Source organism: Mycoplasma sp. SG1 (assembly GCF_023612375.1).
Classification (GTDB): Bacteria; Bacillota_I; Bacilli_A; order Mycoplasmatales; family SG1; genus SG1.
The window spans coordinates 321,715-334,984 of sequence record NZ_CP076852.1 but is presented as its reverse complement, the minus strand read 5'-3'; the positions used below and the strand labels follow the sequence as shown (position 1 = coordinate 334,984).

The 13,270-nt window shown below is 24.6% G+C and carries 10 protein-coding genes; 3 read left to right on the top strand and 7 right to left on the bottom strand.

Going from position 1 to position 13,270, the window contains the following annotated elements; translation table 4 throughout:
- Positions 1-604 precede the first annotated feature (604 nt).
- Both JRW51_RS01640 and JRW51_RS01635 read right to left on the bottom strand, forming a co-directional pair.
- A complete protein-coding gene (locus tag JRW51_RS01640; RefSeq protein ID WP_250328438.1) occupies positions 605-1,786 on the bottom strand; it encodes a hypothetical protein in 1,182 nt (393 codons plus the stop codon).
- Positions 1,787-2,347: 561 nt separating this feature from the next.
- Positions 2,348-3,496, bottom strand: a complete 1,149-nt coding sequence (locus JRW51_RS01635; RefSeq protein ID WP_250328437.1) for a hypothetical protein — start codon at positions 3,494-3,496, stop codon at positions 2,348-2,350.
- A gap of 537 nt (positions 3,497-4,033) precedes the next feature.
- Here JRW51_RS01635 and JRW51_RS01630 point away from each other — a divergent pair.
- From JRW51_RS01630 to JRW51_RS01620, 3 genes are all read left to right on the top strand, one after another.
- Positions 4,034-4,186, top strand: a complete 153-nt coding sequence (locus JRW51_RS01630) for a hypothetical protein (RefSeq protein ID WP_250328436.1) — start codon at positions 4,034-4,036, stop codon at positions 4,184-4,186.
- Between the two features lie 186 nt (positions 4,187-4,372).
- Positions 4,373-5,401 carry a DNA-methyltransferase gene (locus JRW51_RS01625; RefSeq protein ID WP_250328435.1) on the top strand — a complete coding sequence of 343 codons (1,029 nt, stop codon included), beginning with the start codon at positions 4,373-4,375 and terminating at the stop codon, positions 5,399-5,401.
- 4 nt (positions 5,402-5,405) lie between these two features.
- Positions 5,406-6,359, top strand: a complete 954-nt coding sequence (locus JRW51_RS01620) for a hypothetical protein (protein ID WP_250328434.1) — start codon at positions 5,406-5,408, stop codon at positions 6,357-6,359.
- 310 nt (positions 6,360-6,669) lie between these two features.
- On the opposite strand, the gene JRW51_RS01615 is transcribed toward JRW51_RS01620, so the two are convergent.
- The 5 genes from JRW51_RS01615 to JRW51_RS01595 form a co-directional block, all read right to left on the bottom strand.
- Entirely contained in the window at positions 6,670-7,293 is a 624-nt protein-coding gene (locus tag JRW51_RS01615) for an N-6 DNA methylase (protein WP_250328433.1), read from the bottom strand.
- A gap of 321 nt (positions 7,294-7,614) precedes the next feature.
- Positions 7,615-8,745 carry a hypothetical protein gene (locus JRW51_RS01610; RefSeq protein ID WP_250328432.1) on the bottom strand — a complete coding sequence of 377 codons (1,131 nt, stop codon included), beginning with the start codon at positions 8,743-8,745 and terminating at the stop codon, positions 7,615-7,617.
- 355 nt (positions 8,746-9,100) lie between these two features.
- Entirely contained in the window at positions 9,101-10,282 is a 1,182-nt protein-coding gene (locus JRW51_RS01605; RefSeq protein WP_250328431.1) for a hypothetical protein, read from the bottom strand.
- A gap of 402 nt (positions 10,283-10,684) precedes the next feature.
- A complete protein-coding gene (purB, locus tag JRW51_RS01600; protein WP_250328430.1) occupies positions 10,685-11,980 on the bottom strand; it encodes an adenylosuccinate lyase in 1,296 nt (431 codons plus the stop codon).
- A 1-nt stretch (position 11,981) separates the two neighbouring features.
- Entirely contained in the window at positions 11,982-13,265 is a 1,284-nt protein-coding gene (locus JRW51_RS01595) for an adenylosuccinate synthase (protein WP_250328429.1), read from the bottom strand.
- Between the last annotated feature and the right edge of the window lie 5 nt (positions 13,266-13,270).

Here is a 13,270-nt window from a genome sequence, read left to right as displayed (position 1 = left end):
TTAACAATCATAAAAACTGTCTTGTTGTTTATAAATATTTATAACGACGGATATGTGCAAAAATCCGCTCATGAATGTAAAAAAATAAATATAACTTAATAACTATAAATGTTTAAAAAGATTGCTTAGATAAAAATATATTAAGTTTATATATTATGAACTTAATTAAAATGAAAAAAAAGTTAGTTGATAACTAACATTTGTTGGTCTTTCATATCGAATTTTTCATCTAATTTAGAAAATAATAATTTCTAAAACTATTGATTTTGTTTCTATATAATTTTTCAATTTATATATCAAACTATAAAAATTTTTATTCTAATAATATATAAATAAAGTTTATTTATTTTGAATAAATTGTAATAACTAGATATTATTTTAAAAATATATTAAACCATAATTTTTAAAATATAACCGGTCTAAAACTTATTAAGATTAAAGTGATTTATAAAATTTAATATTTCGTTTGGCAAAGAACAATAATTATTTTAAAATGTTAAATAAATTAAATTAGTTATAACAAAATAAAATAAAAAAACCAAGAACTAAGTTCTTGGTTTTGATTCTTAAAAAAGAATTTTGTTAAAAAATTGAGCGGTTGTTGTTATTTAAATAAACCTAAATTGCTAACTGAATATCCTATATAACTATTACCATTATTACCCTTTATAGAATATTGAAAATCTACCTTACCATAAAAACCAAGATTTACTGTTAGTGGTGGATTCTTTTCACCAGCTGGGATTGGGGTTGGGGTTTTAACTTGGGTAGTGCTAACTATTGGAGCAAAAGATAAAGGAGCGCCCTTGTTAAAGTATTCTATATCAAATTTAGAAAAAGATAATTGATTAGATGTTAGCGATCAATTATAACCATTGCCATTGTCCAGTTTATTTACTGATACATTTAAACCATCTGTATAACCGATTCCAAAAGAAAATTTATTAGTTATGTCATCACCTTTTGGTTTGTTTCCAATACTATCAGCTAATGTTCAAAGACCTGGGTTTGTTGAGGTTTTTACTGCAAGATAAAAAGCATTACCAAGACCTAAAAGACTACCTGGACCATTATCTATAACTGGTGGTTTTTTTACTACAAATCTATTATCAAATAAAGGAATGCTTTTCAGGTTTGTGTTTGTTTTTGATGGGTCAAAATCGCCACCAGTTGCATCAAAGTCATCGTTAAGAGTTATAGCTTCCCCTGATGGACCAGTTGTAGATAAACCATCACCAGCAAATTCAACTGTATGAAGAAAATCATTTCCAACTTGAGCAAAATCTGTAATATTACCGTCTTTATCGGTAAAATAACCAATAGTATAAATGAAATTATTAGCAGGATTATTATACGTATTCTCCTTACCAGCAGTACCTGGTTTAAAATCATCTGCTGTTGGGGCTTTTATATCTTCATCATGAATAAGAAGCGTTGCTTGAATAATGTTTGATCCATCATCTAATGCGACAACACTATCTGCAATTACAGATGTAACAGATAAGTTTATACTGTCGTTATTTGTTTTAGTTCCTTTAGTTACTAAAGCATTAATAGCATCACTATCATCTTTTTTAACATTAAAATTAGGATTTTTAACTGCTGATCCATTGTATTTGTCTTTAGGTTTCGCAATTCCATTCTTAAAAAGATCATTTACAGTCTTTTGGATTGATGCTTTGTCTACGCCACCTGAACTTCCGCATCCAGCAAAAATACCTAATGAAGCTAATGCAAGTCCTCCGGTAGTTAAAATGTACTTACTTGTTTTTTTGAAATTTATCATATCTTTTATATATTTTTTCTATTTATATTTTTTAAAGTTTTGTTAACTTTTATATTTTGTTTTTATATATTATGGATTATTTTGCAAGATTATATAAATCTTAGCAATATAATACCTAAAAACTTTTATTATTGTTTTTTTTGATTATTGTTTATATTATGGTTTATAACCAACACGGATTATGGATAAAAATACTTAATTTATATTAAAAGAAAATTAATATAGACTGTAATTGGTTATAAAACCGTAAGAACGTTAAAAACACTAATTAAAACGATATGTGTTTAAGTTCTGTCTATATTATAACTGAAAATAATCAATAACTATAACTGTTAATACATCAAAAAAATAAACTTTAAATAATATTTTGAAAGATATTAAACTATTGTATAGTAACAACTTATCAGGTTGTTGTCTTCAATTAATTTAACATTCAGTCATTGTAGTTATAAAATATTAAATGAATTACATTGACTGTAAAAATCAAAACAAAAACCAAGAAAAAGTTCTTGGTTTTAATATTTACAAAAAAATCTTAAATTTTTTTAACGTTTATTTTCTTTAAAATAAACCCAAATCACTTACTTTATAACCTACATAACCATTAGTTCCAGTTTTAGAATATTGAAAATCTACATTACCATAAAAGGCAAGATGTTGTGTAACCTTTGCTGACCCTTTAATTTCTGATCTAAGAACATCAGAACTAACTACTGGTATATAACCATTAGGGGTTTTACCTTTAAAATAATGGATATCAAACTTTGCAAAGGATAATTGATTAGCTGTTATCGATCAATTATAACCATTACCTATTTCATTTACTGCTACAGTTAAACTTTTTGTATAACCGATTATAAAATCAAAAATTCGTTGACCAGCAAAAGCTGGTAATAGAAAATCACCTAATAATCCAAGTGGTGCTGATAAATGTTTTGGATTGTAATCTTTAGATGCAAGAAAAAAAGCATTAGCAATACTTAAAATTCTATCAGGTCCGTTATCAGTCGGTCCTTTACTTTTATCTAAAGCTGCTCTATTGTCAAATAAAGGAAGACCGTTGACATTTTGATCTGGTTTAGTTGGGTCAAAAGGAATCTTTTTATCAAAATTTTTGTTATATGATATAAGGTCTCCTTTTATATTACTTATGGATAAACCATCGCCATAAAATTGAAATGGTAAAAGGGGGTTGTTTCTAGCATTAGCAAAACCTTTAACATTATTATCTTTATCAGTAATATAAGCAATCGTGTAAATAAAATTATTAGCAGGGTTTGTAAAATGAGGAGAATCAAATGATTCTTTAATTGGTCTTGGTATGTCTTTATCATTGATAAGAACTGTCGCTTCAACGATTTTTAAATTGTCATCAAGGGGAGTAATTCTATCTAAAATAACAGAACTAACACTTAAATCTACATTAGAAGTATCATCATTTGTTTGTTTTCCTGTAGTTACTAAATTATTAATAGCATTTATATCATCTTTTGAAACATTAAAATTAGGATTTTGAACTGCTAAACCATTGTAGTCCCCTATTTTAATTCCATTATTAAAAAGATCATCTAAAGTTTTTTTAATTGTTGATTTGTCCAAACTTCAATCAGATTTTGCGCATCCACATCCAGCAAACATACCTAAAGAAGCAATTAAAAGTGCTCCTGTAGTTAAAATGTACTTGCTTGTTTTTTTGCATAAATTTTTCATATTTGAAATTATTATTTGTTATATTTTTTACTTTTTTTTGGTTTTTATGTGTTATGTTAGAAAGGTTTGTATAAATGATTTTATTAACCCGTGCTGCCAAAAACCATCTGATAGTTGCTAAATAATTTATAACGACAGATATGTCCAAAGATCCTTTTAGAAATGTCAAAGAGAATAACGATAACTTAATAACTTAAATCTAAAGAAGATGAAAAGGATTAAAAAGATAGATTTATATCAAGTTATATTTATATTATGAACTTAATAGATAAAAGATTAATAATATTTATTAAAACTGCTAATTATAGTTATTAATATTGAAATTTATGTTAAATTTAGAAAATAATAATTTATAAAGTTGTTAATTTAATATTTCTGTTTTTTCAAATAACAAAAATTATTTTAAAATTGAATTGGTTTTAAAAAAGTAAAATAAAAAACCAAGAATTAATTAAAACTATTCAACAACTTCAAACTAATTTATTAACCACTTCAATACCTAAAAAAAGTGGTGAATGTTTTGAAAGAAAGACAACAATGGAAAACCAAGAATTAAAAAATAAAATTGATAATTTAAAAAAAGATGTTGATGAATTAGAGAAATTATGTACCCAAGGTGTAAATAATTTAACTGAAAGAATTAATAAAATTGATGATTTAGATAAAGATATAATAGATATAAAAAAATAGATGACTCAATTAAAATAAATAATGAAAAAGTTTTTGAATCTGATATAAATACCATTTTTGTTTTTGTTATGGTTGTTATATTTGTAGTATTACAAATTTATAAAATATAAAGAAGTGAGAGATATGGAAAATTGAGAATATAAAGATTTAAAAGATGAAAAATAACAAATAAAAAAAGTAGAGAAAATGGAAAATTTAAATAATGTTAATTACATTAAAAAAATAATTAAAAATAAAGTAACTGTTAAAAAACAAAAGAAAAAAAATGATATTAATGATTATTTAAATAATGTTTTTTATTGTGATTGTTTTAAAATATTAAAAAAAATGCCAAATAAAAGTATTGATTTGATTGTTATTGATCCACCTTATTATAAAAAGATGTTAAAAGATTGAAAAAATACAGAAATAAAATGAGATAATCAGTGAAATAATTTAAATGAATATATAAAATGATGTAAAAAATGATTAAAAGAATGTAAAAGAATTTTAAAAGATAATGGTAGTTTATATATTTTTTCAGATACCAAACAATCAGCATACACTCAAATTGAAGCAGATAAATTTTTTAAATTAAAAAATGTTTTGTTTTGAGTTAAACCAAATTCATTACAAAAAAAGAATTGAAGCAATAAAACATCTTATTCTTCAATAACAGAAAATATACTATTTTATTCAAATTCATATTTAACAAAAAAAGATAATTGAAAAATGTTTAAAATTTCAAAATATTTAAATGACTTTATTAAAAAAAATGGAATTAATAAAAAAGAAATAACAAAATTATTCCCAAGTAAAACTAATGGACTAACAGGTTGTTTATTTAATTGATTAATTGGAAATAACTTTATAACAAAAGATCAGTATATTAAAATTCAAAATTGAGCAATAGAAAATAAATATAAAGGTTTAGAAAAAAAATATGAATATTTTAAAACAAAATTTTTACCAAAAGAAGATTTTACTAACACATGAAACCATGAAATGACACAAACAAGAGAAAAAACATATAATCACCCAACACAAAAACCACTTAAACTTATTGAAAGAATTATTAAAGTTAGTTCTGATGAGAATGATGTTGTTTTAGACTTCTTTTTAGGGAGTGGAACCACAGCAGTAGCAGCTAAAAAAAATCAAAGAAAATATATAGGTATTGAAAAAGATAAAAACTATAAAGAAACAATAGAAACAAGATTAAAAAAGATAGTTTAATATAATGAATAAAAATAATTGATGTTGTAATATTTGTGGAATTTATAATAAAGATGAACAACCATCAGACACATGATTTAATGTTTGAAATAAAACAACAGAAATATTTAAAAATAGTGGTGTTAAAAATAACAATAATTTAAATGATTTTTTAAGTGATTATAAATTAATTGCTAATCAAAACATATTAAAGAAAATAAGAAATTTGTGTAATCCAGGAAAAACAGCAACAATAATTTTAAGTAATTTAGATTATATAAAACTACAAGAAATATATAAAGATAGTTTAGTTTGAGATGAAAATAAATTAACATACAGAATTACTTTATTTTATAAAGATAAAAATATAAAAAATTTAGTTTTTAAATGTATAAATATAAATACTTTAAATAGTGCTTTAAATTATTTTAAAAATAATGAAAATAATAACACTTTAAATTTTATTGTTAAAGATGTTATTAAAAAAATAGAAAAAAATTCATTTTGTAAAGGTGGAGATAGAAGGGTTAGATGAAAACTTGATAAAATACATTCTGAATATGGTGAATATGAACAATGTAATAAAATTGCATTGTTATTATTAAAACTTTTTTTATTAAGTTTTAAAGAAACTAACATATGAAACAAACATAAAGAAAAAATTAATGAAGTAATAAAAATAATTTATCAAAAATTAGAAAATGATAATTATGTATCTGATCCTATTTGTCCTTTATGTTTAGAAAGATACTCTTATTGAGATTTTATAAGAAATGCAAGAAGCGATCCTTTAAGTCTTGTTTTAGGACATGATAAACCAAGAAAAAATAGAACAGACAACAATCATAAAGTAGATAATGTTTTTTGAATTCATAGAAAATGTAATTTTATTCAAGGTGATAACACAATTACTAATACTTTATTTGAAATAAAAAACATATTAAAAAAACATAATATAAAATTTTTAAATAACATATAAATTTAATCTTTTCATTATATAAATAATAATACCTCCATCTGGTTTAATTCCTCTGTTAATGTTTTGTTCTGTGTATTTATAATTAAACTCTGTTCTTATATTAAAACTCTTTATATATTCAAACATTTCTATAAAAGATATATTTTGACTTTAACCTATTTTTAACTGTTTTTGATTCAAAATATCTTTATATTCATCATTTAAATAGTTAATCACACTTTTAACAGAATTTAATATTTTCTTATCTTGTTTTTTAGATTCTACATTTTTTACTATATGTTGATTTTTATTTTTTGATAATTGTCTTGAATTACTTATTTTGACCTAAAAAATAGTGTGGTTTAATATTTTTAATATTAAAAATTAATATTTCACTATGAAATAAAACACCTTCAAAAACATTTTTAGGTAATGAAACAATAGAACTAATTTGGGGGTATTCATTAATAAATTTAATTCATCTTTTAGAAGTCATAGTTAAATTTAATCTTAAACCATAAGGAGTAAATAAAACAATAGGTATATTTTTATCAAATAATTCTAATGTTTTCATTAATCAAACTTCAGGTAACAAAGGTTTTCTGCCATATTTTTTAGAAATGGTGCTTTTAATTTCATGATCAAGGTTAAAAGGTGGATTCATAATAACCAGACCTATATTTTTAGGTAAATCATTTTTTTCAACATCTAAATAATTTTTTATTAAAACATTTTTAAAATCTGTGTTAATAATATCAACACCATAACTTTTATAATTATTTTTAATTCAAGGGTTTAATAAAGAACCTTTCCCTACACAAGGATCAAAAATAACTTTATTTTTATCAATACTATTTTTTAAAATCTCATAAATAAAATTGCTTACAAAATCAGGGGTGTAAACTGTGGCATTTTTATTCTTTTCAAAAAAATTATTTCTATCTACTCTATACATATATTAACTTTCATTTTATTTTATAAATTGTAATATTAACAATACAACAAAAACAACAATCACTAAAATAAAAGTGGTGTCAATTCATTTAGTTAATCTTTTTATATCAGTCTTAAAAACTTCATTATACTTCATTATTTTTATATATGCTTTATAACTTAACATCATTATTGTTAGTCTTTTCAGGTTTAATCCTTCGATAAGAATGACTGATTTAGTTTATTTTTAACATATTTACTTAAAGTAAAAAACCAAGAACTAAACGCTTGGTTTTAAGTATTAAAAAAGAAATTTGTTAAAAAATAATAACGACTATTATGTTTAAGAAAATAAATGTAAATCACTAACTTTATAACCTACATAATGATTGCTCCCAGTTGTAGAATATTGAAAATCTACAGTACCATAAAAAGCAAGATGTTTAATCAGTTCTTTTTTCTGTTTTTCAGGAACTGGTTTCTTAAAATCGCCGTTAAAAACTATTGGTACGTATAAAGTAGTGTGTTCTTCGGTTTTATAATTCAGATCAAATTGCGCAAATGATAATTGCGAGGATTTTATAGATCAATTATAACCATTGCCCAATTTGTTTACTGATGCACTTAAATCTTTGCTATACCCAATTTTAAAATCAAATGTAGAAGAAGGCATATCTGAAATTGGAGAATTTAAAACATCATCAAAAACATCAACTGGAGATCCTGTATCTTTAGCTGTAAGGTAAAAGGCATTGCCGAGACTTAAAAGATAATCTGGACCATTATCATTTGATAACAAAGATATTCTATTATCAAACAAAGGGACAGCTTTTATATTTTGATTATCCTGCTTTTGTCCATTAAAAGGATGATTACCTTTAACTCATTTAGGGTTAAATACTATAATGTTCCCGTTGTTATCATACCTAGTTAATCCATCGCCAAAAAATTCAAGTTGGTTAGTATAACTATTAACAACTTTAGTAAAACTTATAACATTATTGTTTTTATCAATAATATAAGCAATCGTATAAATAAAATTATTAGCTAGGTTTGTAAAATTAGTAGTTACAAAACTTTTTTTGGTTGCGTTTGGAATATCTGCATCATTAATAACAACTGTTGCTTCAATCACTTTTGAACCATCATTATTTATGATAATACTATCTGAAATTACAGAAGTAACGGTTAGATTTACCTTTGTATCATCAGCATTGGTTTTTGCACCAGTTTTTACTAATTTATCTATAGCATTTTTATCATCGCTAGAAACATTAAAATTACTGTTTCCTTCTGCTGAACCGTTATAGTCCCCTATTTGAATCCCTTTATTAAAAAGATTATTTAAAGTTTGTTTGATGCTCGCTTTGTTTTCTCCACAATCTGAGTCTCCGCATCCTGCAAAAATGCCTAAAGAAACTAATGTAAATCCTCCAGTAGTTAAAATACACTTACTTATTTTTTTTAAATTCATCTTATTTTTATATTTTTTTGATCATTATTTTTAAAAATTGTTACTTTTTTCTTTAACTTTTATATATTATCTATTACTTTGTAATGTTATATAAAACTTAGAAACAATACTTTACATAAAAACTATTTTATTGTTGGATATAAATGATTTATAACGACGGATATATACAAAAATGCACTCTTCAATGTATAAACAATAAATATAACTTAATAACTATAGATGTTTAAAATCATTGATTAGATAAAAATATATTAAGTTTATATGTTTTAAATAAGTTGTAAAAAAGTAAAATAAATAAACCAAGAACTTTGTTCTTGGTTTTACTAATTTAAAAAATTGTTAAAATTTTTAACGGTTATTTTTTTGGAGGAAATAACCCTAAATTCCAAACTTTATATCCTATATAACCATTACTACCATATGAAGAATATTGAAAATCTACAGCACCATAAAAACCAAGATATTTAATTATGTCATCTCGATCTTTAATAACTTTATGAATTACTGATGAAGAAACTATTGGAGCGTATACCGTTTTTTTTATACCTTGTTCATCTGGACCGATATATTGTACATAAAAACTGGAAAATGATAACTGTGAAGATGTTATCGATCAATTATAACCATTGCCTATACCTAATTTATCTACTAATACCTTTAAATCTTTGGTATAACCGATGGTTAAATAAAATGAACTTTTATTAATCTTTGACGGAAGACCAGTTGTAACGTCATCTAAAAATCCAAGTTTATGATCTGTTTGATCTTTTGCTGCAAGATAAAAAGCATTACCAAGACTTAAAAGATGATCTGGGCCATTATCTATATATTGATTATTAGAAAAAACTACTCTGTTATCAAGCAAAGGAACGCCTTGTACTTTACCATCTGGAGTAGTGTTGTTTGTTTTTGGATCAAAAGATTGACCTGCTTTCCAATCAGTGTTATATGATATATCGCCTCTTAGGTTATTACTTCTAATTAAACCATCACCATCAGCTTCAACTTCGTTTAGCAAATAATATCCAAATGGAGCAAAACCTGTAACATCGCCATCTTGATTGGTATCATAAGCAATTGTATAAATAAAATTATTAGCAGGGTTTGTGTCACCGTTAGTAAATTGTTCTTGATGAGGGGCTGGTATATCTGCATCATTAATAAGAAGTGTTGCTTCAATAATTTTTGAACCATCATCTTGTTCGAAAACGCTATATGTAATTACAGAGCTAACACTTAAATCTACGTTAGAAGTATCATCATTTGTTTTTGTTCCATGAGTTACTAACTCCTTAATAGCAGAATCATCTCATAAGGCAACATTAAAAATACTATTTTTTAAATAAAATCCACCGTATTCTTGATATGTAATTCCGTGCTGAAAAAGATTATCCACAGTCTTTTTGATTGATTTTTTGTCTACTGCGCTTGAATCTGGACTACCTGAATTTCCACATCCAGCAAAAATACCTAAAGAAGCTAATGTAAGTCCTGCAGTAGTTAAAATGTACTTACTTCTTTTTTTGAAATTTATCATATTTTAAATTGTTGTTTTAGGTCTTATATTTCCTTTTTATAATATTCTATAACTGATTTTTTGAAATTTTATCGAAAGAGTTTTAGTGTAAATGTCTATTAAAACTATTTTGTTATTTTTTAATTATTAATGTATAAAAACTCATATCCACGGTTATGAATTTTAGTTTCTTATATTATGAATAATTTATAAAATAAAAAAAATGTGATAAAACCTATTAACTTATTTTTTATCTTTTCTTTTCAACGATAAGTTTTTTATTATCTGTTATCTGTTAAAGGTGGTAATTTGTATTATTATTAAACTTAAAATAAATTAAAATTTTTATTTAAAAAAAAGATGAAAAGTTAATCATTAGATAACTTTTCATCTTTTTTAAAATATATAAAATTAAAAAATTGCTTAGTTCTCAATTTCTAAACGTTTATAGATTTTATTAACATTTTTTAAGTAATGGTTAATATTAAAACATTCATCCAAATCTTCTTTAGAAAGAGGGATTTTGGCTTTAATTAATTCATCTTTAAAATTGCTATCTTCGTTTTTAATAACATTCAAAGCTACTTTTTGGACAAAGTCATAAGCTTCTTCACGAGACATTTTAACATTTTCAACTAATGCAAGCAATACCCTTTGTGAAAAAATAACCCCTCTATCATAATAAATATTTTTTAACATGTTTTCAGGGAAAACAGTTAAATTAGTTAATATATAGTTAATTCTTCTTAACATGTAGTGAATAAGGGTTGTTGCATCGGGGATAATAATTCTTTCAGATGATGAATGAGATATATCACGTTCATGTCATAAAACCATATTTTCTAAACCAACTTGAGCATATGCTCGAACCATTCTTGACAAACCACAAAGGTTTTCGCTTAAGATAGGGTTCATTTTATGAGGCATCGAACTTGAACCTTTTTGATGGGATGTAAAAGGTTCTCTTACTTCATTGATTTCAGTTCGTTGTAAATTTCTAATTTCAACTGAAATCTGTTCAATAGCAGATGCTATTAAAGCTAAAATAGAAAGGTATTCAGCGTGCCGATCTCGTTGTAAAATTTGAGTTGATATTTTAGAAGATCCAAGTTTTAAATGATCACAAACATAATCTTGAATAAATGGATCAATATTAGCATAGTTTCCAACTGCTCCTGAAATAACCCCTATTTCAATTCGATTTCTAGCTGCTAGAAATCGAATTAAATTACGCTGCATAATGTTGTATCAAACAGCAAATTTATAACCAAAAGTTGTTATTTCAGCATGAATGCCATGCGTTCTTCCGATGATAAAAGTTTCTTTATATTTAACCGCTAAATTTTTTAAGTTATTTAATAAATTATTTAATTCAATTTGAATAAAGTTATTAGCAGAAGCGATTAAAACCCCCCATGATGTATCAATAATATCAGAAGATGTTAAACCGTAATGAAATCATTTTTTTTCTGGACCTAAATTTTGACAAACATTTTGTGTAAAAGCTAACATGTCATGTTTGATTTCAGCTTCAATCTTTTCGATTTCTTTTAAATTAAATTTAGCATTTTTCTGAATTTTTGAAACTTCATCTTTTTGGATAATTCCAACAAAACTTAAAGCTTCTAAAACAAGAAGTTCAATTTTAAGTCAAGTTTTATATTTATTTTTATCAGATCAATTTTCTTTTAACTCTTTAGTTTGATATCTGTTAATCATATTATTTTGTTTTGTTGTTGTTTTTAAAGATTATGTTATTTTTTTTAGGACCATTAGAGATAACTTTAATCGGTACATTAATAAAATCTTCAATGAATTGAAGGTAATTTTTACAGTTTGACGGTAAATTATTATAATTCGTTATTTTTGTTATATCTTCATCTCAACCTTTAAAAACTTTATAAATTGGTTTAACTGTTTTTAAAATGTGACTGTTTAATGGAAAATAATCAATCTCTTCCCCGTTTAACTGATAACCAACACAAACTTTAATTTCTTTAAGTCCACTTAAAACATCGATTAAAGTTATGATTATTTCAGTAAAACTATTAACTTTAATTGAATATTTTAAAGCAAATAAATCTAATCACCCAATTCTTCTTGGTCTTTTCGTTACAGTACCATATTCATTCCCTTTTTCACGAAGATAAGTAGCGGTTTCATCGAACAGTTCAGTGACAAACGGACCTTCACCAACCCTTGTTGTGTATGCTTTAGAGACAGCAATAATCTTATTAATTTTTCTAAGACCAAGATTGGAATTTAAAAAAACCATACTACTTGTTGGTGATGATGAAGTTGTATAAGGATAGGTTCCTGTTTCATAACACAATAATGAACCTTGCGCTCCTTCAAATAATATTTTTTTATTTTCCTTGATAAAAGAATCAAGAAGCAGTTGCGGATTGATGATATATGGTTTTAAATCTTTTTTTACTTTTAAAAGATATTCAAAGATTTGATCTGCTGAAAATTGCGGCAAATTAAAATGTTTAAAAATGATGTTTTTAAAGAATAAAGTGTTCTTAATTTTATTGTAAAAAGCTTCTGTCTTTTCAATATCAACTAATCTAATTCCAACCCTTGCGATCTTATCTTGATAACATGGACCAATCCCTTTTTTGGTAGTTCCGATTTTATCACTTCCTTTGCTTTTTTCTGTCAGTTCATCTATTCTAAGATGATAAGGAAGAATAAGATGAACATTTTCAGAAATATATAATTTTCCATTAAAAAGACCTGATTTTTTTAAATTATCAACTTCCTGTAATAAAGCATCTGGGTTTAACGCGACCCCTGATGCTATTAAATTATTCGTATTTTTGGTTGTTATCCCTGAAGGTAGAAGCGAAAGTTTAATTTTGATATTTTTATAATAAATGGTATGTCCAGCATTATTACCGCCTTGATAACGAATAATTAAATCATTCCGTTGTGATAAATAATTAATTATTTTACCTTTTCCTTCATCCCCTCAAAAAGCCCCTAATAAAACTGTAATCATAAATG